Source organism: Nocardia sp. NPDC004582, from assembly GCF_053602115.1.
The window spans coordinates 24,996-46,935 of the sequence record NZ_JBSGCY010000007.1 but is presented as its reverse complement, the minus strand read 5'-3'; the positions used below and the strand labels follow the sequence as shown (position 1 = coordinate 46,935).

Here is a 21,940-nt window from a genome sequence, read left to right as displayed (position 1 = left end):
GCGACCAATACTCGCAGCACATCACCGCGCGCGCATATTCACCCCGGGCTTCCCGATGGGCGTTTCGATTCGCGTGGCGGGTGTTTCGTTGGTCGCACTACGGTGGTGTCCATAGGGGGTGATCGACGCACACGCTAGGTTCTTTGGCGTGGGGTCGGACGCGGCACTGGGAGAAGAAATGAGCGCATCAGCTGTGAGCGATGAGAGCACCGTGGTCGCGGGGGTCGATCTTGGCGATCCCGAGCTCGCCGCCACAGTGCGCAAGGGCCTGATCGAGGTCGAGGACCTGCTCATCACCGAGCTGTCCGACGGCGAGGAATTCCTGCAGGAAGCGGCGCTGCACCTGGCCAAGGCCGGCGGCAAGCGGTTCCGCCCGCTGTTCACCATCCTCACCGGCCAGCTCGGCCCCAACCCGACCAGCCCCGACCTGGTCGTCGCGGGCACGGTGGTGGAGCTGGTGCACCTGGCCACCCTGTACCACGACGACGTCATGGACGAGGCCTCCATGCGCCGCGGCGCACCCAGCGTGAACTCCCGCTGGGGCAACAGCGTCGCCATCCTGGCCGGCGACTACCTGTTCGCGCACGCCTCCCGCCTGGTCTCCACCCTCGGCCCGGACGCGGTCCGGATCATCGCCGAGACCTTCGCCGAGCTGGTCACCGGCCAGATGCGCGAGACCATCGGCGCCCGGCAGTCCCAGGACCCGGTCGAGCACTACCTGCGCGTGGTGTGGGAGAAGACCGGCTCGCTGATCGCCGCCGCCGGACGCTTCGGCGGCACCTTCTCCGGCGCGAGCCTGGACCACGTGGAACGCCTGGCCCGCCTCGGCGACGCCGTCGGCACCGCCTTCCAGATCGCCGACGACATCATCGACATCTCCTCGGCGTCCGAGCAGTCCGGCAAGACCCCCGGCACCGACCTGCGCGAGGGCGTGCACACCCTGCCCGTCCTCTACGCGCTGCGTGACGAGGGCGCCGAGGGCGACCGCCTGCGCAAGCTGCTGGCCACCCCGCCGCAGACCGACGCCGATGTGGAGGAGGCCCTCTACCTGCTGTCGCGCTCGCGCGGCCTGGTGCTGGCCAAGGAGAAGCTGCACGGCTACGCCGATATCGCGCACGCCGAACTCTCCGCCCTGCCCGGCGGTCCGGCCAATGACGCGCTCGAGCAGCTGGTCCGCTACACCATCGAACGGGTCGGCTGACAGATTCGAAACCGATCAGTCGAATAACTGGGAACTTCAACCCGCGGCTCTATCGTTGACCTGGTGTAACTCAGCGGTGAGGGACGTCGGAAGGAGACCGTATGCATGGGCATGGTTATGCGAACGGGTTGAAGACGTTCGGGCTTCTGGTCGGGATGTCGGCGCTGATCGTGTTCGTGGGGGCGCTGTTCCGCAGCCCCACGATCCTGATCCTGTCGATCGTGCTGGCCGTCGGCATGAACGCCTACGCCTACTTCAACAGCGACAAGCTCGCGTTGAAGGCCATGCACGCGCAGCCGGTCACCGAGCTGGAAGCCCCGGCCATGTACCGGATCGTGCGCGAATTGGCCACGGCCGCACGCCAGCCCATGCCGCGCCTGTTCATCAGCCCCACCAACGCGCCCAATGCCTTTGCCACCGGCCGTAATCCGCGCAACGCCGCGGTCTGCTGCACCACCGGCATCCTGCAGATCCTCGACGAGCGGGAACTGCGTGCGGTACTGGGGCACGAGCTGTCCCACGTCTACAACCGCGACATCCTGATCTCGTCGGTCGCGGGCGCGCTCGCCTCGGTCATCTCCGGCCTGGCCAACCTGGCCTTCTTCGCGGGCGCCTTCGGCGGCGGCAACCGCGACGGCGAGGGCCCGAATGTCATTGCGCTGCTGCTGGTCTCACTGCTGGGCCCGCTCGCGGCCACGCTCATCAAACTGGCCGTCTCCCGCTCCCGCGAATACCAGGCCGACCAGGACGGCGCGGAACTCACCGGCGACCCGCTGGCGCTGGCCTCGGCCCTGCGCAAACTCGAACGCGGCACCCAGGCCGCCCCGCTGCCCCCCGAACCGCAGCTCACCGCCCAGTCCCACCTGATGATCGCCAACCCCTTCCGGGCCGGCGACAAGATGGCCCGCTGGTTCTCCACCCACCCGCCCATGGCCGATCGCATCGCCCGGCTCGAGGAGCTGGCCGGCGGCCCACGCCGCTACTGACGGGGGTCGGGGGCAAAGCCCCCACCCGTCCTCCACCGCCGTTAGCGGTAGTTCACGAACTGGAGGGCGATCTCGAAATCGCCACCCTTCAGCAAGGAGATGACGGCCTGCAGGTCGTCGCGGCTCTTGCTGCTGACGCGCAGCTCCTCGCCCTGAATCTGCGCCTTCACGCTCTTGGGGCCCTCGTCGCGGATCTTCTTGGCGATCTTCTTCGCGTTCTCCGTGGTGATGCCCTGGACCAGGGTGCCTGTGATTTTGTACACCTTGCCCGAGGCCTGCGGATCGCCCGCGTCGAACGCCTTGAGCGAGATGTCGCGGCGGATCAGCTTCTCCTTGAACACGTCCAGGGCCGCCTTGACGCGGTCCTCGGACTCGGCGCTGAGGATGATCTTCTCCTCGCCCGACCATTCGATGCTCGCCCCGGTACCGCGGAAGTCGTAGCGCTGGCTCAGCTCCTTCGCGGCCTGGTTCAGGGCATTGTCCACCTCCTGGCGATCGATCTTGCTGACCACATCGAACGACGAATCCGCCACACTCTTCTCCTGTCCGAGATCGGATATCCGGGATGTTCCACCATCGACGCTAGCCGCTCCGGCATGGCTGTATCCAGCCGGTTTGCATTCCGGGCGTGGGTTCAGGGTATTCTGCTGAAGCGCTGGAAGGCGTACCCCGGCGGATTGCCCGAGCGGCCAAAGGGAGCTGACTGTAAATCAGCCGCGTAATGCTTCGGAGGTTCAAATCCTTCATCCGCCACAGTAAGAGCCCCTCAGACGAGAGTCTGGGGGGCTCTTCGCGTTTCGCGGGGTTTCGCGCGCGGCCGGTGTGTTCCGGCCCCCGCCCATGCGTCCGCGGGCCGCATCGGCTCGGATGGGCGCGGCGCTCGATCCGGGCCGCTCGCATGATCTGAAAACCGGCGATGACCAGCCGGTTTGGAGAGTGCGCGGGGATGTGTGTAATCTCGTTCAAGTCGTCAGCGCCCCGGCCCGGACCGGAGCAAGACAGACACGCCCCCTTAGCTCAGTCGGCAGAGCGTTTCCATGGTAAGGAAAAGGTCAACGGTTCGATTCCGTTAGGGGGCTCGCCGGATTGCCGGTGGTGAACGGCTCGGCTTCTCCTAGCAGGACCCGGGACCTCCCCGCCGTCAAGTACCGACACCAGATGGCGGTGTAGCTCAGTCGGTAGAGCAAACGACTCATAATCGTTGTGTCGCCGGTTCAAGTCCGGCCATCGCTACATACTGATATCCCAATCAGGCTGACCGGAAAGAAGGCAATCGTGGCCGCGAAGTCCACTGATATCCGGCCAAAGATCACCTTGGCCTGCGAGCAGTGCAAGCACCGCAACTACATCACCAAGAAGAATCGGCGTAACGACCCGGACCGTCTCGAGCTGAAGAAGTTCTGCCCGAACTGCGGTACCCACCGGGCGCATCGCGAGTCTCGCTAACTTAACCCCGCGCGAACAACCGCGTGGACAGAGTGCCGGATCGGTAAGTCACTTAGTCTCTTAGAAAGGGACAAGGGCCCCGGTCCGGCACTTGGCGTATATAGCGGTGGTTCTGCGCTCTCGCCCGTTCCCGTTTCCTGGGAGCAGATAGGGACTTCCTGCCGTGACGATCAACACTGAGATTGACATCGAGGCCGACATGGTCGAATCCGAGCTCTTCGACCCTGCCGCGCACGCCGCCGCGATGGTCGGCCACCACTACCGGGTGGAGGACTACTACGAGGTCGGTCGCGAGAAGGTGCGCGAGTACGCCCGCGCGGTGCAGGACTACCACCCGGTCCACTGGGACGAGGACGCCGCCGCGGCGCACGGCCACGACGCCCTGGTCGCCCCCCTCACGTTCATCTCGCTCGTCGGAATCCTGGCTCAGCGCAAGCTCTTCGAGCAGATCGTCACCGGCTACGACCTGAGCCAGATCATGCAGACGGATCAGATCCTGGAGTTCCACCGGCCCATCAAGGCCGGCGATCAGCTGTCCTGCGTCGTCTACCTGCACTCGTTCCGCCAGGCCTTCGGCGGCGACATCATCGTCACCCGCAATGACGTGCTGGCCCAGAACGACGAACTGGTGCTCACCACCTACACCACCCTGATCGGCCGCAGCGGCGGTGACATCGACCCCAATATCGGTGACGCCGTGCGCAATGTGCTCATGCACGGGGTCGGCCCGGACGCCGCCGACGCGGGCGAGCCCATCGAGATCGACACCCCCGAGCAGTCCGTGGCGGCGCTGCCCACCGGCAGCGTGGTGGCCAGCGCGCAGACCCGCCGCTTCGCCGACGTCGCCGCCGGTGACGAACTGCCTTCCCGCACCGTGCTGCTCACCCGCGGCGACCTGGTGAACTACGCCGGCGTCTCCGGCGACGCCAACCCGATCCACTGGAGCGACGACGTCGTGAAGCTGGTCGGCCTGGAAAACGTTGTCGCGCACGGCATGCTGACCATGGGCCTGGGCGGCGGCTTCGTCACCTCGTGGCTGGGCGACCCGGGTTCGGTCAAGGAGTACAACGTCCGGTTCACCAGCCCCGTGTACGTCCCGATCGACCGTCCCGCGGAGATCGAGTACACCGGCAAGGTCAAGTCCGTGGACCCCGAGACCCGCACCGCGGTGATCGCCATCGTGGCGAAGTCGGAGGGCCGCAAGATCTTCGGTCGCGCCACCGCGACGGTGCAGCTCGGCTGAGGCGGAGACCGGGCGGACCGCGACACCCCGATTGGCGATCGTCAGTCGGGGTAACGTACACTCGAAAATCTGGGGTCACCAGCCGATGCGCGCTGCTCCGAGGAGCGGCGCGTGTTGTATGAAATGACCCTGTAGTACAACTGAACAGAACAGTGGCTGGAAGCAACCCCGTCCAGCCGAAGGGGCGTAGCTCAACTGGCAGAGCAGCGGTCTCCAAAACCGCAGGTTGCAGGTTCAAGTCCTGTCGCCCCTGCCCTGGATGCCGACTTAGAGAGGATCGACGTGAGCGACGAGCGGGACACTCGCCACGAAGATGGCGAAGACACCGCCGCGGTGGCTCGTCCGAGCGGCAAGCGGTCCGCCCGGCGCACCCGCGCCGCGTCGTCCAGCGCCGTCGCGACGATCGAACGACCGTCGGATTCGGCCAAGGCAGCCACCAAGCAGTCCGGCAAAGGCAAGAAGGCCGGGCAGAGCGGTACGGGCAATCCGTTCAAGCGCCTGATGAAGTTCCTCAAGGAAGTCATCGCGGAACTTCGCAAGGTCATCTGGCCCAACCGCAAGCAGATGGTCACCTATACGAGCGTTGTCCTGGTGTTCGTGATTTTCATCATCGCGTTCATCAGCGGTTTGGATGTGGCGTTCATCAAGGGTGTCAACTGGCTTTTCGGCTAGGCGGCACGATGACCGCGTCTGACCGTCGCGGCCGGTGACCGGCCCCCGGGCAGAGGCGGGGAGCGGGAACATCCGCCGGGCTATGCCTTGCCCCGGCGCGCAGAGGATTACGTGACGACTAAGGAAGCGAGTGCCCCAGTGAGCACCCCGGAGAACGGCACAACCGAGGAATTCCCGGTGGATGACGCGGTGATCGAAGAGACCACCGCGGACGTCGAGGACGCTGAGGGCTTCGCCGACGCCGACGAGTTCGCGGCGGACGCCGAGGCGTCCGAGCCCGCCCGTCCGGCGGCCCAGATCTCCGACGAGCCCGCCGACCCGGTCGCCGAGATGACCGCCGCGCTGCGTCGCGCGCCCGGCGACTGGTACGTCGTGCACTCCTACGCCGGCTACGAGAACAAGGTGAAGACCAATCTCGAGACCCGCGTGCAGAACCTCGGTCTCGAGGACTACATCTTCCAGGTCGAGGTTCCGACCGAAGAGGTCACCGAGATCAAGAACGGCCAGAAGAAGAACGTCAACCGCAAGGTGCTGCCGGGTTACATCCTGGTCCGCATGGAGTTGAACGACGAGTCGTGGGGCGCGGTGCGCAACACCCCCGGTGTGACCGGTTTCGTCGGCGCCACCTCGCGGCCCTCGCCGCTGACCATTCCGGACGTGGTGAAGTTCCTGGTCCCGGCCGCGCAGCAGAAGAAGGCCGCCGCGCCGGCCGCCGCTGCCGCCTCGACCGGTGGCGACACCGCCGTCGCGAAGCCGATCATCGAGGTCGACTTCGAGGTCGGCGAGTCGGTGACCGTCATGGACGGCCCGTTCGCGACCCTGCCGGCCAGCATCTCCGAGGTCAATGCCGAGCAGCAGAAGCTCAAGGTGCTGGTCTCGATCTTCGGCCGCGAGACCCCGGTCGAGCTGGCGTTCACGCAGGTCGCCAAGATTTAGTCGCGTCAAGGCGGTGGCCCGGGTTTCACCCGGTGTCACCGCCTTTTTCGCGTTCACGTAGACTTGCCGGGTTGTGCCTAGGGCCTGATCTCGTCGTGCCCTGGGCGCAAGTCCCGGAAAAGGCTTACGGGTGATCCGTAAGGAACCTAACCAAGGAAGAAAGATGCCCCCGAAGAAGAAGAAGGTCGCTGGGCTCATCAAGCTCCAGATCCAGGCCGGCCAGGCCAACCCGGCTCCGCCGGTGGGTCCGGCGCTGGGTCAGCACGGCGTCAACATCATGGAGTTCTGCAAGGCGTACAACGCGGCGACCGAGTCGCAGCGTGGCAACGTCATCCCGGTCGAGATCACGGTCTACGAAGACCGCACGTTCGACTTCAAGCTGAAGACGCCGCCCGCCGCGCGTCTGCTGCTGAAGGCCGCGGGAATCCAGAAGGGCTCCGCCGAGCCGCATCGCAACAAGGTCGCGCAGATCACCATGGACCAGGTCCGTGAGATCGCCAAGACCAAGCAGGAAGACCTCAACGCCAACGACATCGACGCCGCGGCGAAGATCATCGCTGGTACCGCCCGCTCGATGGGTATCACCATCGCGGAGTAAGAGCCTGCTGCGTCTCTGACCAGGGATGCACAGCTCGGTGGGAGGGACCGCCTGTCCCGCACCACTTCTGACTTAGACAAGGACAGACGAACATGGCAAAACGAAGCAAGGCTTATCTCGAGGCGGCCGCCAAGGTCGACCGCGCTGCTCTCTACGCTCCGCTGGCCGCCGCGCGCCTGGCGAAGGAGACCGCCACCACCAAGACCGACGCGACCGTCGAGGTCGCCGTCCGTCTGGGTGTCGACCCGCGCAAGGCCGACCAGATGGTCCGCGGCACCGTCAACCTGCCGCACGGCACCGGTAAGACCGCCCGCGTCATCGTGTTCGCCGTCGGCGACAAGGCCGCCGAGGCCGAGGCCGCCGGTGCCGACGCCGTGGGCGCCGAGGACCTGATCGAGCGCATCCAGGGCGGCTGGCTGGAGTTCGACGCCGCGATCGCCACCCCGGACCAGATGGCCAAGGTCGGTCGTATCGCTCGCGTGCTGGGCCCGCGTGGCCTGATGCCGAACCCGAAGACCGGCACGGTCACCCCCGATGTCACCAAGGCTGTCAACGACATCAAGGGCGGCAAGATCAACTTCCGCGTCGACAAGCAGGCCAACCTGCACTTCGTGATCGGCAAGGCTTCCTTCGACGAGAAGAAGCTGGCCGAGAACTACGGCGCCGCGCTCGACGAGATCCTGCGTGTCAAGCCCTCCACCGCGAAGGGCCGCTACGTCAAGAAGGTGACGTTCTCGACGAACACCGGACCGGGCATCCCGGTGGACCCGAACCGCACCCGCAACTTCGCCGAAGAGGACTGAGTCCCTTCCGCGTAGCAGCGTAGCGACGCGAAAACATCCGAAGGCCGGCACGAGAAATCGTGCCGGCCTTCGGTATTGGTGGGGTGGGGTGCCCCGAGCGTCACAGGTCGTGCAGGCCGCAGATCGGGTCGCCGGTGCTCATGGTGCACAGGGATCGGATGAGCGTTCCCACGATCGGGGTGACGATGGCGGATGATCCGGCCTGGAGCACCGAGGAGCCGCCGTCGATCGCGGCCGAACCGGTTCCGCGCGGGGGCAGGGTGACGTCGGCGTTCGCGGGAGCGGCGGCGATACCCGCCAGTCCGGCGGAGAGGGCCACCGCGGCAAGGACTTTCGAGACCGTTCTGGTCATGGGGATTCCCTTCGGGGGTGTCGCGGTCAAGCCGGATCCGGCTCGACGCTGCCGCTGCCGATCTTGAAGATCAGGGCGCAGAGCGGGCTGGTGGTGGGTTCGGCATTGCAGAGCACGATGTAGAGCGCGCCCAGCGGGACGGTGAACAGCGGCGTCAGTGACGATCCCGAGCCGCCCGAGCCGGACGCGGATCCGGAACCGGCGATGGGGGTCGCGGAGACGTCCGCGGTGGGGGAGGCCTGGGCGGGTCCGAGGCCCGCGCCCAGTAGGGCGGTCGAAAGGGTAATGGCGGCAAGGGTTTTGGTGAGCAATCGGAACATAGCTTCCTCCTGGAAATATGTTCGCCGACACTATCCGAGATCAGTCAATTTGAAATACCCCATTTTTGGAGTCTGTCGGATGGGGGTCCGGGCTGCTCGAACCGCCCCGTTTTGGCGTATCGATGCTGGTCCGCTATATTGGACGACGGTCATCGACACGCTCTCCGGAGTTTCCGGTGATCACCCCACATCGTTCTACCGAAGACCGTTGGTTGCTGCCGTCAGGCGGCTGAAGGTCCGGCGATATTGCCGGCGACCCACGCAGGGAGAGCCGAGGTCGGGAAACCCGCGAGAGATCGCGATCGTTTCTTGTGCGCCCCGGGTTCGCTCTGCGACCGGGGCGTTAGCTTTGTCGCCGGCCCCTGTTGGCGGAACTCGGTAGTTCATACGAGAACCGACCATCCAGAGAGGAGGCGAAGTATGGCAAAGGCTGAGAAGGTCACCGCGGTCGCGGAGATCACCGAGCAGTTCAAGGCGTCCACCGCGACTGTCGTCACGGAATACCGTGGTCTGTCCGTCGGTAAGATCACCGAGCTGCGTCGTGCCCTCGGTGCGAACGCTACCTACTCCGTCGCCAAGAACACCCTGGTCAAGCGTGCCGCCGCCGAGGCGGGCGTCGAAGGCCTGGATGACTTGTTCGTCGGTCCGACCGCTATCACCTTCATCACCGGTGAGCCGGTCGAGGCCGCGAAGGCGCTGAAGGCGTTCGCCAAGGACAACAAGGCGCTCATCATCAAGGGCGGCTACATGGACGGCGCTGCGCTGTCCGTGTCCGAGGTCGAGCGCATCGCCGACCTCGAGTCGCGCGAGGTGCTGCTGGCCAAGCTGGCCGGCGCCATGAAGGGCAACCTTGCCAAGGCCGCCGGGCTGTTCGCCGCCCCGGCCTCGCAGGTCGCCCGTCTGGCCGCGGCCCTCGAGGACAAGAAGCGCGCCGAGGAAGCCGCGTAAGCGGTTTCTGCACAACCACCCCCAACTTCTTCGTCACCGTTCACGCGGTGACGGAACTACCGAAAGGAAATATCAATGGCCAACGTTGATGAGCTGCTCGAGACCTTCGCCGGCATGACCCTGCTGGAGCTGTCCGAGTTCGTGAAGGCGTTCGAGGACAAGTTCGAGGTCACCGCCGCTGCTCCGGTCGCCGTCGCCGCGGTCGCCGGTGGCGCTGCCCCGGCCGAGGCCGCCGAGGAGCAGGACGAGTTCGACGTCATCCTCGAGGGTGCCGGCGACAAGAAGATCCAGGTCATCAAGGTCGTGCGTGAGATCGTCTCCGGCCTGGGCCTGAAGGAAGCCAAGGACCTGGTCGAGGGCGCCCCGAAGCCGATCCTGGAGAAGGTCGCCAAGGATGCCGCCGAGGCCGCCAAGGCGAAGCTGGAAGAGGCCGGCGCCAAGATCACCATCAAGTAATTCTTGATGGCGTGCCGGGGTCACACCCCGGTGGCGTTCAGATTGTGAAAAGGGCGGTACCCATTGTGGTGCCGCCCTTTTCGCGTATTCTGCTGCCGTGATTGGCGCGTAATCGGTACTGCAATGCGAATGTTGCTACCGACCGGTCAGGTCCCGGTGTCCGAGACGGTATATATGCGATACAGTGACCGGACCTACTGTGACGCGCCACACCGCGCGAAATTTGTGGCGGATCGTCCCACATGTAGGGCGCTCGTCGGAGAAAGTGGAGGTTGGCGTGGGCGTCGAGGTCAGGACCGAAGGCATCACGAAGTCGTTCGGATCCCAGCGTATTTGGCAGGACGTCACGCTGACGCTGCCGTCGGGGGAAGTAAGCGCTCTGCTCGGCCCTTCGGGCACCGGTAAGTCCGTCTTCCTGAAGTCGTTGATCGGTCTGCTCCGTCCGGAGAAGGGCTCGATCTACATCGACGGCACCGACATCACCACCTGCTCGAACAAGGATCTGTACGAGATCCGCAAGCTGTTCGGCGTCCTCTTCCAGGACGGCGCGCTGTTCGGGTCGATGAACCTGTTCGACAACACGGCCTTCCCGTTGCGCGAGCACACCAAGAAGAGCGAATCCGAGATCAAGAAGATCGTCATGGAGAAGCTCGAGCTGACCGGTCTGCTCGGCGCCGAGGGCAAACTGCCCGGCGAGATCTCCGGCGGTATGCGCAAGCGCGCCGGCCTGGCCCGCGCGCTGGTGCTGGACCCGCAGATCATCCTCGTCGACGAGCCGGACTCCGGTCTGGATCCCGTTCGCACGACGTACCTCTCGCAGCTGTTGATCGACATCAACGCGCAGATCGACGCGACGATCCTGATCGTCACGCACAACATCAACCTGGCCCGTACGGTGCCGGACAACATCGGCATGCTGTTCCGCCGCAACCTGGTCATGTTCGGTCCCCGCGAGGTGCTGCTCACCTCCGATGAGCCGGTGGTCAAGCAGTTCCTCAACGGCCGCATGCAGGGCCCCATCGGTATGTCCGAGGAGAAGGACGAAGCCCAGATGGCCCGCGAGCAGGCCATGTTCGACTCGGGTCACCACGCCGGTGGCGCCGAGGAGATCGAGGGCATCATCCCGCAGATGCGGGCGCAGCCGGGCATGCCCGTGCGTGGCGCGGTGGCCCGCCGCCGTGAGCGGGTTCGCCAGATCATGCACACCCTGCCGCCCGCCGCGCAGGAGGCGATCCGGGAGTCCATGGCGGAGAACGGCGATGCCGACACGCAGGTGATGCCCGCGTACCAGGGTGGCTACGACACCACGGTTCGACAGAACCTAACTAACGGGTAACATACCGCCCGTGAACCCCTCCTCGACGCGACTGCGCACCTCGGTCGAGTCGGGACTTGCCCAGGCCGGCAATGTTTTCGGACTCTTTCTCGACGTGTTCCGGAAGACGTTCCGCCGGCCTTTCCAGTGGCGGGAGTTCATCGAGCAATCGTGGTTCATCGCGAGTGTCTCGATCCTCCCCGCCGCACTGGTGGCAATCCCGTTCGGCGCCGTGGTGGCCCTGCAGACCGGCTCGCTCATCAAGCAGCTGGGGGCGGAGAACTTCACCGGTGCGACCAGCGTGCTGGCCACGGTCCAGCAGGCCGCACCGGTGGTGACCGCATTGATCATCGCCGGAGCCGCCGGTTCCGCCGTGGCCGCCGATCTCGGCTCGCGCACCATTCGCGAGGAGATCGACGCCATGGAAGTGCTCGGCATCGATCCCATTCAGCGCCTGGTGGTTCCGCGCGTGCTGGGCATGATGCTGGTCGCCTTCCTGCTCAACGGCATGGTCTCGGTCGTCGGCATCTGCGGCGGCTACTTCTTCAACGTGGGTCTGCAGGGCGGCACGCCGGGCGCGTACCTGGCGTCCTTCTCCGCCCTCGCGCAGATCCCCGACCTGGTGATCGGTGAGATCAAGGCACTGATCTTCGGTGTGGTGGCGGGCGTGATCGCCGCCTACAAGGGCCTGCATCCCAAGGGGGGACCGAAGGGCGTGGGCGACGCGGTGAACCAGTCGGTGGTCATCACGTTCCTCGTGCTCTTCTTCCTGAACCTCATCCTCACCCTGATCTATCTTCAGGTCGTACCCGCAAAGGGCGCGTGACAATGGTTGTTTCGCAGCGCTCCACCGTTTTCTCCCGGTCGGCGCGCCGGGTCAAGCCCGCGCTCATGGCGCCGGTCAATATGGTCGACCGGGCCGGCGATCAGATGTCGTTCTACTCGCGGGCGATCGGCGCCATCCCGCGGACCATCGTGCATTTCCGCAAGGAGGTCACCCGGCTGCTGGCCGAGGTGACCTTCGGGTCGGGTGCGCTGGCGGTCATCGGCGGCACCATCGGCGTCATCGTGTTCATGTCGGCCTCGGTCGGCGTGGTGGTGGGCCTGCAGGGCTTCAAGGCGCTCGACGCGCTGGGCTCGGGCGTGCTCACCGGCTTCCTCACCGGGTACATCAACACCCGTGAGCTCGCGCCTCTGGTTGCGGCACTGGCACTTTCGGCGACGGTCGGCTGTGGTTTCACCGCGCAGCTGGGCGCCATGCGGATCTCCGAGGAGATCGACGCGCTCGAGGTGATGGCGGTGCCGTCGGTGCCGTTCCTGGTGACCACCCGCGCCATCGCGGGCTTCCTCGCGGTGATCCCGCTGTACGTGGTCGGCCTGCTGGGCACCTACCTGGCCTCGCGGCTGATCAGCATCTACTTCAACGGGCAGTCGAGCGGCTCCTACGACCACTACTTCGCGTTGTTCCTGCCGCCGGAGGACGTGCTCTATTCGTTCGTGAAGGTGCTGGTCTTCGCGTTCGTGATCATCCTCGTGCACTGCTACTACGGCTACAACGCCACCGGTGGCCCCGCGGGCGTCGGCGTGGCCGTGGGCCGCGCGGTGCGCGCCGCGATCGTGCTGATCAACGTGCTGGACTTCTTCCTGTCCCTGGCGATCTGGGGCACGACCACGACGGTGCGGGTGGCGGGATGAACGGTCAGCGGCCGGAGGAGGCAGCTTGCGTAACCACGCAGGCCGCCCGTTCATCCCGGATGGGGGCAGCATGAGCAACCCGGAGCGCGGGCAGACGCTCAAGAAGCGGACCCTGGGCGTGCTGTTCTTCGCATTGGTGGCGCTGTTCCTGTGGACCACCATCGCCATCTACAACAAGCAGTTCGTGGATACGGTGCGGGTCAATCTGATCACCGACACCGTCGGCAACGCGCTGACCCGCAACGCGGATGTGAAGGTCCGTGGCGTGACCGTCGGCGAGCTGCGCTCGAGCAGCTACGACGGCAAGAACGTGCACCTGGACCTGGCCATCGACCCGGCCAAGGCGGACAAGATCCCGTCCAACGTGACCGCGCGGCTGCTGCCCAAGACCCTGTTCGGTGAGCGCTACATCGACCTGGTGTGGCCGGACAGCCCGCAGGGCCACCTCACCGAGGGTCTCACCCTGCACCAGGACACCTCCGGCAACGCCGTCGAGGTGAGCCAGCTGCTCGACCACATCCTGCCGCTGCTGCAGGCGATTCCGCCGCAGTACCTGTCCTCGACGCTGGGCGCGCTGTCCAACGCGCTGCAGGGGCAGGGCGAGGAGCTGGGCCGGACCATCGACCGGCTCGACGACATCGTCACCCAGGTGAACGGTGAGATGCCGACGCTGCAGGACGATCTGAAGAGCCTGGCCGACGTGGCCACCACCTACTCCGACGCCGCGCCGCAGCTGGTGTCCGCGCTGGACAACCTGCGCACCACCAACGCGACCGTGGTGCAGAAGAAGTCGCAGATCGACACGCTGCTGGCGACGCTCACCCCGAGCGCCACCACCACCGCCGACTTCCTGCTGCTCAACCGCGACAACATCATCGACGTGGCGGCGGACTCGCGGCCCGCGCTGGTGGAGCTGGCCAGGTACTCGCCCAGCTACAGCTGCGCGCTGGCCGGTTTCGCGGAGCTCAAGCCGCGCATCGACCAGATCTTCGGCAAGGGCACCGACCTGCCGGGTTCGCGGGTGAGCGTGTCGATCGTGAATCCGCGCGGTCGCTACGTCCCCAACCAGGACGAGCCGCGGTGGTTCGATCAGCGTGGCCCGCTGTGCATTCCGATGTACCCGCCGTTCACCGATCCGGGTCAGTACACCGACGGTTCCGCCAATGACGGCTCCTATCAGCCGCCCAGCCGGAACCCGGGCGACCAGAACATCGGCCGGATGCAGGCGCCGCAGTACAAGGTGTACGGGCCGCAGACGCCGACGACCGCGTACTCGCCGCAGGAGTCCCAGGCGCTGGGCACGATCTACGGTGCCGCCCACGGCGTTTCGCCCGAGGAGGTGCCCAGCTGGGTCACCAAGATCGCCGCGCCCGCTTTCCGCGGCAGTGAGGTGAGCGTCAAGTGAAGGATCTGTTGCGCGGCCTCGGGCCGACGCTGACCAAACTGATCGCCTTCATTCTCGTCACGGTCTTCCTGACGAGCGTGCTGGCGCTCACCATCGCCAACTACGGTGGCGGCGGCACCAAGTTCAATGCCCGCTTCACCGACGTGACCTCCCTGAACAAGGGCGACGAGGTGCGGGTCGCGGGTGTCCGCGTCGGCAAGGTGACCAATGTGGCCATCGTGGACAAGCGGCTGGCCACCGTGGAATTCGAACTGACCGACCGGGATTGGCTGCCCGCCTCGACCACGGCGACCATCAAGTACCGGAACCTGGTGGGCCAGCGCTACATCGCGCTGGAGCAGGGGACCGGGCAGCAGGGCCGCAAGCTGAACAAGGGCGCGACCATCCCGCTGGAGCGCACCAAGCCCGCGGTCAATCTGACCGAGCTGTTCAACGGCTTCCGCCCGTTGTTCCAGACCCTCACTCCCGAGGACGTCAACAAGCTGTCCTACGAGATCATCCAGGTCTTCCAGGGCGAGTCCGGCACCATCGCGGACCTGGTGGCCAATACCGCCTCGCTGACCAACAAGATCGCCGACAAGGACGCGGTGATCGGTGAGCTGATCAAGAACCTGAATCTGGTGCTGGACAGCATCAATTCGCGCGGCGACCAGCTCGACCAGTTGATCGTGAACACCGAGGCGCTGGTCTCGGGCCTGAACGCCGAGCGCGGCACCATCGGTTCCGCGGTCTCCTCGCTGGGCGGTCTGGCCCAGGCCACCGCCGACCTGCTGGTCCCGGTGCGGCCGAACCTGCAGGGCGCGATCGCGGGCCTGAACCAGCTGACCGGCACCCTCAACGACCGCAAGGACGAGGTCGACGAGGGCCTGACCAACCTGCCGATCAAGATGGACAAGCTGGGCCGCGCCGCCTCCTACGGCTCCTGGTTCCAGTTCTATCTGTGCGGCATCGACATCGTCGCGGGACCGGGCACCAAGGACGCGCCGCAGCTGAACTTCCCGCCCGCGCTGCAGAACATGCCGACGGTGAATCAGCCGATCTACACGAATCCGGCGCCGCGCTGCCACGGGAAGGGAGGCCGCTGATGGATGACCGCATTGTCATGGGCAAGCGCAGTCCGGCATTCATGGGCGGGCTGGGCCTGATCCTGGTGCTGCTGGTGACCTTGTCCGCGTTCAATCTCGACAAGCTGCCGCTGATCGGGGCGGGCACCAAGTACACCGCCGAGTTCTCCGAGGCCGCGGGCCTGAAGAAGGGCAACGAGGTCCGCATCGCCGGCGTGAAGGTCGGCGCGGTCTCCGATGTCCGCCTCGACGGCGACAAGGTGCTGGTCGACTTCCGCACCCAGGACGCCTGGATCGGCAACGAGACCACCGCGTCCATCCAGATCAAGACGCTGCTGGGCCAGAAGTACCTGGCGCTCGACCCGAAGGGCGACCGGACCGCGAACCCGCGGGAGCGGATTCCGTTGTCGCGCACGGTGTCTCCCTACGACGTGGTCGACGCGTTCAGCGACGCCGCCAAGAACATCGAGCAGACCAACACCGCGCAGCTCGCCCAGAGCTTCCAGGTGCTCTCCGACGCCTTCTCCGCGACCCCGCCGCAGCTGCGCGGGTCCATCGACGGCGTGGCCCGGCTCTCGGAATCGCTGGCCAAGCGCGACGACCAGCTCAAGAAGCTGTTCGCCGCCACCAAGACCACCTCCAAGGTGCTGGCCGACCGCAACCAGGAATTCGAGCGGCTGCTCGCCAACGGCGGCCAGCTGATCGCGGAACTGAACGTGCGCCAGCAGGCCATCCACCAGTTGCTCACCGGCGCGAAAACCGTTGCGGCGGAACTGACCGCGCTGGTCAAGGACAACGAGGAACAGATCGGCCCGGCGCTGACCAACCTCAACAAGACGATCGACCTGCTCAACGATCACCAGGCCGATCTGTCCAAGACCCTCACGCTGGCCGCGCCCTTCTACGGGCTCTACTCCAACGTGCTGGGCACCGGCCGCTGGTTCGACGCGGTCATCACGAACCTGATTCCGCCCGCCCTGCCCGACATTCCGGGCAACCGCGATCCGATCCGAAAGTTGGGAGGGTAACCCGTGGCGAAGAATCCGCTGACCGCGCTGAGCGGCACCAGCCGTAAGAGCAAGATCATCGCCCTGGTGGCCGCCCTCGCGGTCGCGCTCGGGGCGGTGGCGTGGTGGAGCTACGACCGGCTCGAAACCACCAAGATCACCGCGTATTTCGACAAGTCCATCGGCATCTACAAGGGCTCCGACGTTCGGGTCCTGGGTGTGCCGGTCGGGCATGTGGACTCGGTGACCCCCAAGGGGGACGTGGTCGAGGTCGTCATGAAGGTCGACCGCCGCTACGACATCCCCGCCGACGCCAAGGCCGCCCAGATCACCCCCTCGGTGGTGTCGGACCGGTACATCCAGCTCGCGCCCGCCTACAAGGGCGGACCCAAGATGGGGCGCAACGCCACCATCCCCAAGGAACGCACCGCGACCCCGGTCGAGGTGGACCGCCTCTACAAGAGCATCACCGAACTGTCCGAGGCGCTCGGCCCCAACGGCGCCAACAAGGACGGCGCGCTGAACCAGCTGGCCCGCACCGGCGCCGAGAACCTGGCCGGCAACGGTGACGCGCTGGGCAACAGCTTCACCCAGCTCTCCAAGGCCGCGCACGCGCTCTCCGATTCGCGCACCGACATCTTCGACACGGTCAAGAACCTGCAGACCTTCGTGCAGACCCTGGCCGACAACGACGCGCAGGTGCGGACCTTCAACACCCAGCTGGCCTCGCTGGCCGGGTTCCTGTCCGACGAGCGCCAGACCCTCGGCGACGCGCTGAGCCTGCTCTCGGTCGCGCTCGGCGACGTGGCCCGGTTCATCGACAACAACCGGGACCTGGTGCAGTCCAACGCGGACGCGCTGACCAAGCTCACCCAGACCCTCGCCGATCAGCGCGACGATCTGGCCAAGGCGCTGCCGCTCATCCCGACGGCGCTGAGCAACCTGATCAACGTGCACAACGGTGAGACCGGCACGCTCGACATGCGCCCCAACTTCACCGACCTGCAGGACCCGTTCGGCGTCATCTGCAAGATGCTGGACCTGGGCAAGCTGCGTCCCGGCGACCCCAAGTTCGAGGCCATCTCGCGGCAGCTCGGCCCGATCCTGAACAACTGCAAGCTGATCACCGACCAGCTCACCGCGGGCGTGAAGACGCCCTCGCTGGTGCTGCCCTTCGGCATCCTCAGCGGCGAGAACGAACAGCGCAACGCGGTGCCCGGCTCGGTGCCCGGCACTCCGTCCGACCAGCTGCCGCCGTCGCAGCAGGAAGGTGGACAGCGATGAGCGCCAACCGGATCCGGCGCGCGGCGCTGGTCGCCACCTCGCTCGGCGCGGTGACGCTGGTGGCGGCGGGCTGTGGCGCGGACAGCATTCCGCTGCCCGGCGGCCCGAACATCGGCAAGCATCCGCTGCACCTCGACATCCGCTTCGCCGACGTGCTGGACCTGGTCCCGCAGTCCACGGTGAAGGTGGACGGCGTGGCCGTGGGCCGGGTCGACAAGATCCGCATCGCCCCCGACAACGCCTGGGAAGCCAGCGTGCAGGTGCTGGTCAACGATGACGTCGACCTGCCCGCCAATGCCCGCGCCGAGGTCAAGCAGACCAACCTGCTGGGCGAGAAGTACATCGAGCTGTCCGCGCCCGCCAAGGACGCCGACTCCGCGCGCCTGAAGGACGGGGCCCGCATCCCCGTCGAGAACACCCGCACCGCCACCGAGGTGGAGCAGGTGCTCGGCGCGCTGTCGCTGCTGCTCAACGGCGGCGGCGTGGCGCAGCTGCAGCCGATCATCGTGGAGCTCAACAAGACCCTGGACGGCCGCGAGGGCAAGGTCCGGGACCTGTTGAACCAGGCCAACACCCTGATCAAGGGCCTCGACGACCAGGTCGGCAATATCACCCGCGCGCTGGACAGCCTGGACACGCTGACCAGCCGGGTGAGCACCCAGACCACGCAGATCAGCAAGATCCTCGACGAGCTGCCCGCCGGCATCAAGATCCTCAATGAGCAACGGCCGCAACTGATTCAGCTGCTGACCCAGCTGGACCGGGTCGGCCAGGCCGGGGTCGACGTGCTCGACAAGTCCAAGGAGAACCTGATCACCGACCTGTCCTCGCTGCGGCCCACGCTGCAGGCGCTGGGCGCGTCGGCCGGTGACCTGGTGACCGCGTTCCCGCTCATCCCCACCTATCCGTTCCCGGACGAGGCCATCAAGTCCGCGTTCGGCGGCCAGGTCAACACCTGGCTCTCGGTGGACCTGCAGATCGGCGGCCTGCTGTCGAATCTCGGTGTGGGCAAGCCGGATCCGCAGTACCTGCCGCCCGCGGGCCGCCAGGTCAACGTGGATCCGACCAACCCGTACTACAACGGCAACGGGCCGCGCGGCGGCTGGCCGACCGTCTCGCTGCTGCCCCTGCCGCCCACCGTGGCGCGGCCCACCGGGCAGCCGGGACCGACCGATCCGCTCGGATCGATCCTCGAGCAGCTGGGAGTGGGTGGTCCGCGATGACTCGTCTGGTGCGTAATCAGCTGATCGCCTTCGCGATCATCGCCGTGGTCGGCGTCGTGTTCGTCGGCGCCAAGTACGTGCGGCTGGACAATATGCTCGGCTTCGGGCTGTACAAGGTGAAGGTGCAGGCCGCCGAGACCGGCAACCTGTCCAAGGGCGCGGAGGTCACCTACCGCGGCGTCCCGGTCGGCCGCGTCGGCGACCTCGACGTCACCCCCGACGGCGTGCTCATCACCCTGGAGATGAACTCCTCCAAGCCCAAGGTCCCCGCCAACGCCAAGGCCGTGGTCGCCGACCGCTCCGCCATCGGCGAGCAGTTCGTGGACCTGCTGCCCTCCAGCGACGGCGGACCGTACCTGAAGGACGGCTCGGTCATCACCGGCGCGCAGCTGCCCATCCATGTGGAGGACCTGCTCACCAGCGTCGACACCTTCGCCGGCACCACCGACCTGAAGGCGTTGTCCACCACCATCACCGAGCTCGGCAAGGCCTTCGACGGCAAGGGCGACGACCTCAAGATCCTGGTCGACTCGCTCAACAAGTTCACCGCCACCGCGAGCGGCGACAACCTGAAGCAGACCCTGGCCCTGATCCGGTCCGCCCACACCGTGCTGGGCACCCAGGCCGAACAGTCGCCGGCGATCCTGCAGTTCAGCGACGGCCTGGACAAGCTCACCGCGCAGCTGAAGTCCAATGACCCGGACATCCGCCGCCTCATCGGCACCGGCACCGACGCGGGCTCCGCGATCAACCGCCTGCTGCAGGAGAGCGGCCCGGCCCTCACCAAGGACCTCACCAACCTGCGGGTCCTGCTGCAGGCCATCTCGCCGAAGTTCTACGCCCTCGGCCCGGTGCTGGCCATGCTGCCGCTGCTGCCGCTGGGCGGCTCCTCCACCGCGCCCGGTGACGGCACCACCCACTTCGGCCTGGTGCTCGAGACCAACAACCCGCCCGCCTGCACGCTGGGATACGAAGGCACGCAGCGGATTCTGGACCAGATGAAGGCCCAGAACCCCAACTTCGACGACACCCGCGACGACTTCCCGCTCAACACCGAGGCGCACTGCGCGGTGCCGCAGGGCAGTGAGACCACCGTGCGCGGCGGGGCCCGCGCCGAACTGGCCGACCCCAATGTCGCCCAGCCGTGGGACGACAAGCCCAAGTACGACCCGGACAAGCTCAACCTCAACCCGGTGGCCACCCAGCTGTCCACCCTCATGGGCATCACGCCCAAGCACTGACCGGCAGGAGAGGAAAGTATGGTGGCGGCGTGAGCCAGGACAAGGACAGCGAATCGGGGGCGAACCTCGAGAAGCCGGCGGTCGAGCCGGTTCCCGACACGACCCCGGACGCGTCCCCGGCCGACGCCGTCACCACCGCACCCCGCGATCCCCGCAGATCGGCCCGGATCGGCGCCGCCGGTCTGCTGGCCGTCTCGGTCGTCGCCGCCGGTGTGATCGGTTTCCTGTGGATCGGTGACAGCAAGGACGAGTCCCGGGCGCAGGCCCGCGACGCCGCCCTCACCGATGCCCGCCAGGCCGCCGTCAACCTCATGTCGATCAATCCCGACGACATCGACGGGTCGCTGGCGAACATCCGGTCATCGATGACCGGGGACCTGCTCAAGCAGCAGGAGGACGGGCAGGAACAGCTCAAGCAGACCGCCCAGGAGTCCAAGACCCGCATCGAGTCCGCGGTCGAGGGCATCACGCTCACCTCGCTCAACAGTGAACGCGACCACGCCTCGGCCTTCGCGGTCCTGAAGATCACCCGCAGCTGGCCCGGCGGCCAGCCCGCCTCCTTCCGCCAGCTGTGGACCCTCGATCTGGTCAAGCAGGGCAGCACCTGGAAGGCCGAGAAGGCGCAGAACCTGGGCGAACCGGTGCCGCTGGGCACCGGCCAGCCCGCCCAGCAGCCGACGACGGCGCCCAAGCCGGGCAATTAGGAGGGAGTGACCATGGCCAACCGGAAACGACCCGTCAATCGCGTCACCCCGCGCCGCCCGGCCGCCCAGCGCGGCACCGCGTCGCGGACCACCGCCGCGGACCTGAGCGCCCGGTCCACCACCGAGCGTTCCGATCAGACCGCCTCGCGCGCCACCCCGCGCGATCGGGTCCGGGCCAAAGGCCCTGCCTCGCAACAGTATTCCAAGCTGACCGGACCGGGCGGGTTTTGGCCCAACTGGGGCATCGCGACCGTCTGCGCGGCGCTGTCGGCCCTGCTGCTGGCCTTCGCCGTCGTGGGCGCGGTGAATCACTGGGTGAGCAAGCCCAATTCCGGCTCCGGCAATCTCGCCTACGTCGACAACGCGGCCACCGACGAGGTCAAGGCCGCCGCCGACCACGCCCTGACCACGCTCTACGGCTACAAGGCCGCCGAGATCGACAAGTGGAAGGGTTCGGTCAACTCGGTCCTCACCGAGAAGATGCAGAAGGACTTCGCCAAGTTCGTCGACACCACGGTCGAGACCATCAAGCAGACCCAGACCGACACCACGGTCAAGACCGACCCGATCGGCGTGACCCTGCTCACCGGTGACCGCGCCGAACTGCTGGTGAACCTGAACATCTCCGCCGTCAAGGACGGCAAGCCCGAACCCCTCGCCTCGGGCCCGATCGTGCTGCGCATGCAGAAGACCGACGGCCACTGGCTGGCCTCGGAGATCACCGACAAGTAGGCCAAATTTCGCCCCTCTGCACAGCTGTGGACCCCCGTGGTTCGCGGCCCCGCCGCGTTCTGGACTGAGTGGAGCGGGGGAGCGAAGCGGAGGAGCGGAGGGAGGGAAGAACGCGGCCTGAAGGGGCCGCGAACAGCCCGGAGCGAAGCGTAGGGCAGGTCAGCGCAGTGATCTTGTAGTGCGACAGGCGATCTCGCGTTTTGTCAACTCGGCCCGCCACTTGACGACTTTCGTCCGAGCCGTCACGCTATTCACAACAGCGGCGGCTGTCACAGGAGACAACTCGCCGGCGTGGGCACTGTGAACGCA

24 protein-coding genes and 4 tRNA genes are annotated in these 21,940 nt (G+C 66.6%); 25 read left to right on the top strand and 3 right to left on the bottom strand.

Annotated features, from left to right (window positions below; genetic code table 11):
• Positions 1-178: 178 nt before the first annotated feature.
• Complete coding sequence (locus ACWELJ_RS03955) at positions 179-1,201, top strand: polyprenyl synthetase family protein (protein WP_357281789.1); 1,023 nt, start codon at positions 179-181, stop codon at positions 1,199-1,201.
• Between the two features lie 101 nt (positions 1,202-1,302).
• Positions 1,303-2,187, top strand: coding sequence for a zinc metalloprotease HtpX (htpX, locus tag ACWELJ_RS03950; protein WP_452364672.1), 885 nt, complete (start codon positions 1,303-1,305; stop codon positions 2,185-2,187).
• A 41-nt stretch (positions 2,188-2,228) separates the two neighbouring features.
• Here the strand turns inward: htpX and ACWELJ_RS03945 are convergent, their stop codons facing one another.
• A complete protein-coding gene (locus tag ACWELJ_RS03945) occupies positions 2,229-2,720 on the bottom strand; it encodes a YajQ family cyclic di-GMP-binding protein (RefSeq protein WP_452364671.1) in 492 nt (163 codons plus the stop codon).
• 138 nt (positions 2,721-2,858) lie between these two features.
• Between ACWELJ_RS03945 and ACWELJ_RS03940 the strand changes: the two genes are divergently transcribed.
• From ACWELJ_RS03940 to rplA, 10 genes are all read left to right on the top strand, one after another.
• A tRNA-Tyr gene (locus ACWELJ_RS03940) sits at positions 2,859-2,940 on the top strand.
• A 253-nt stretch (positions 2,941-3,193) separates the two neighbouring features.
• Positions 3,194-3,266, top strand: a tRNA-Thr gene (locus ACWELJ_RS03935).
• An 81-nt stretch (positions 3,267-3,347) separates the two neighbouring features.
• Positions 3,348-3,420, top strand: a tRNA-Met gene (locus tag ACWELJ_RS03930).
• A gap of 42 nt (positions 3,421-3,462) precedes the next feature.
• Positions 3,463-3,633 (top strand): 50S ribosomal protein L33, encoded by a 171-nt coding sequence (rpmG, locus tag ACWELJ_RS03925; RefSeq protein ID WP_029925945.1) that lies wholly within the window; start codon positions 3,463-3,465, stop codon positions 3,631-3,633.
• Between the two features lie 199 nt (positions 3,634-3,832).
• On the top strand, positions 3,833-4,876 hold the full coding sequence (locus tag ACWELJ_RS03920; protein ID WP_452364722.1) for a fused (3R)-hydroxyacyl-ACP dehydratase subunits HadA/HadB: 1,044 nt from the start codon (positions 3,833-3,835) through the stop codon (positions 4,874-4,876).
• Positions 4,877-5,056: 180 nt separating this feature from the next.
• Positions 5,057-5,129: transfer RNA gene (locus ACWELJ_RS03915), tRNA-Trp, on the top strand.
• A gap of 29 nt (positions 5,130-5,158) precedes the next feature.
• Positions 5,159-5,548 (top strand): preprotein translocase subunit SecE, encoded by a 390-nt coding sequence (secE, locus tag ACWELJ_RS03910; protein ID WP_452364670.1) that lies wholly within the window; start codon positions 5,159-5,161, stop codon positions 5,546-5,548.
• 138 nt (positions 5,549-5,686) lie between these two features.
• Positions 5,687-6,484, top strand: a complete 798-nt coding sequence (gene nusG / locus ACWELJ_RS03905; protein ID WP_452364669.1) for a transcription termination/antitermination protein NusG — start codon at positions 5,687-5,689, stop codon at positions 6,482-6,484.
• Between the two features lie 163 nt (positions 6,485-6,647).
• Entirely contained in the window at positions 6,648-7,082 is a 435-nt protein-coding gene (gene rplK, locus ACWELJ_RS03900) for a 50S ribosomal protein L11 (RefSeq protein ID WP_452364668.1), read from the top strand.
• A gap of 92 nt (positions 7,083-7,174) precedes the next feature.
• Positions 7,175-7,885 (top strand): 50S ribosomal protein L1, encoded by a 711-nt coding sequence (gene rplA / locus ACWELJ_RS03895; RefSeq protein ID WP_357091073.1) that lies wholly within the window; start codon positions 7,175-7,177, stop codon positions 7,883-7,885.
• A 100-nt stretch (positions 7,886-7,985) separates the two neighbouring features.
• On the opposite strand, the gene ACWELJ_RS03890 is transcribed toward rplA, so the two are convergent.
• The gene (locus ACWELJ_RS03890; RefSeq protein ID WP_452364667.1) at positions 7,986-8,237 is read right to left on the bottom strand and encodes a hypothetical protein; all 252 of its coding nucleotides are present in this window, start codon (positions 8,235-8,237) and stop codon (positions 7,986-7,988) included.
• Positions 8,238-8,263: 26 nt separating this feature from the next.
• Complete coding sequence (locus ACWELJ_RS03885; protein WP_452364666.1) at positions 8,264-8,557, bottom strand: hypothetical protein; 294 nt, start codon at positions 8,555-8,557, stop codon at positions 8,264-8,266.
• Positions 8,558-8,977: 420 nt separating this feature from the next.
• Here ACWELJ_RS03885 and rplJ point away from each other — a divergent pair, with 420 nt between their 5' ends.
• The 13 genes from rplJ (at position 8,978) to ACWELJ_RS03820 (ending at position 21,631) form a co-directional block, all read left to right on the top strand.
• Positions 8,978-9,505: a 50S ribosomal protein L10 gene (gene rplJ / locus ACWELJ_RS03880; protein ID WP_452364665.1), complete on the top strand. Its 528-nt coding sequence runs from the start codon at positions 8,978-8,980 to the stop codon at positions 9,503-9,505.
• A 75-nt stretch (positions 9,506-9,580) separates the two neighbouring features.
• Positions 9,581-9,961, top strand: coding sequence for a 50S ribosomal protein L7/L12 (gene rplL, locus ACWELJ_RS03875; protein WP_452364664.1), 381 nt, complete (start codon positions 9,581-9,583; stop codon positions 9,959-9,961).
• Positions 9,962-10,238: 277 nt separating this feature from the next.
• Positions 10,239-11,297: an ABC transporter ATP-binding protein gene (locus tag ACWELJ_RS03870; RefSeq protein WP_452364663.1), complete on the top strand. Its 1,059-nt coding sequence runs from the start codon at positions 10,239-10,241 to the stop codon at positions 11,295-11,297.
• 10 nt (positions 11,298-11,307) lie between these two features.
• Positions 11,308-12,102: an MlaE family ABC transporter permease gene (locus tag ACWELJ_RS03865; protein ID WP_357091085.1), complete on the top strand. Its 795-nt coding sequence runs from the start codon at positions 11,308-11,310 to the stop codon at positions 12,100-12,102.
• An 80-nt stretch (positions 12,103-12,182) separates the two neighbouring features.
• Complete coding sequence (locus ACWELJ_RS03860; RefSeq protein ID WP_452364721.1) at positions 12,183-12,971, top strand: MlaE family ABC transporter permease; 789 nt, start codon at positions 12,183-12,185, stop codon at positions 12,969-12,971.
• A gap of 70 nt (positions 12,972-13,041) precedes the next feature.
• On the top strand, positions 13,042-14,376 hold the full coding sequence (locus ACWELJ_RS03855) for an MCE family protein (protein WP_452364720.1): 1,335 nt from the start codon (positions 13,042-13,044) through the stop codon (positions 14,374-14,376).
• Positions 14,377-14,384: 8 nt separating this feature from the next.
• Positions 14,385-15,461 carry an MCE family protein gene (locus tag ACWELJ_RS03850; RefSeq protein WP_452364719.1) on the top strand — a complete coding sequence of 359 codons (1,077 nt, stop codon included), beginning with the start codon at positions 14,385-14,387 and terminating at the stop codon, positions 15,459-15,461.
• Entirely contained in the window at positions 15,461-16,468 is a 1,008-nt protein-coding gene (locus ACWELJ_RS03845; RefSeq protein ID WP_452364662.1) for an MCE family protein, read from the top strand. Before ACWELJ_RS03850 ends, ACWELJ_RS03845 begins: the two co-directional genes overlap by 1 nt.
• Positions 16,469-16,471: 3 nt before the next feature.
• Complete coding sequence (locus tag ACWELJ_RS03840) at positions 16,472-17,731, top strand: MCE family protein (protein WP_452364661.1); 1,260 nt, start codon at positions 16,472-16,474, stop codon at positions 17,729-17,731.
• Complete coding sequence (locus tag ACWELJ_RS03835) at positions 17,728-18,954, top strand: MCE family protein (protein WP_452364660.1); 1,227 nt, start codon at positions 17,728-17,730, stop codon at positions 18,952-18,954. Before ACWELJ_RS03840 ends, ACWELJ_RS03835 begins: the two co-directional genes overlap by 4 nt.
• Positions 18,951-20,195: an MCE family protein gene (locus tag ACWELJ_RS03830; RefSeq protein WP_452364659.1), complete on the top strand. Its 1,245-nt coding sequence runs from the start codon at positions 18,951-18,953 to the stop codon at positions 20,193-20,195. Before ACWELJ_RS03835 ends, ACWELJ_RS03830 begins: the two co-directional genes overlap by 4 nt.
• 29 nt (positions 20,196-20,224) lie before the next feature.
• A complete protein-coding gene (locus tag ACWELJ_RS03825; protein WP_452364658.1) occupies positions 20,225-20,899 on the top strand; it encodes a hypothetical protein in 675 nt (224 codons plus the stop codon).
• 12 nt (positions 20,900-20,911) lie between these two features.
• Positions 20,912-21,631, top strand: a complete 720-nt coding sequence (locus ACWELJ_RS03820) for a hypothetical protein (RefSeq protein ID WP_452364657.1) — start codon at positions 20,912-20,914, stop codon at positions 21,629-21,631.
• Positions 21,632-21,940: the final 309 nt, after the last annotated feature.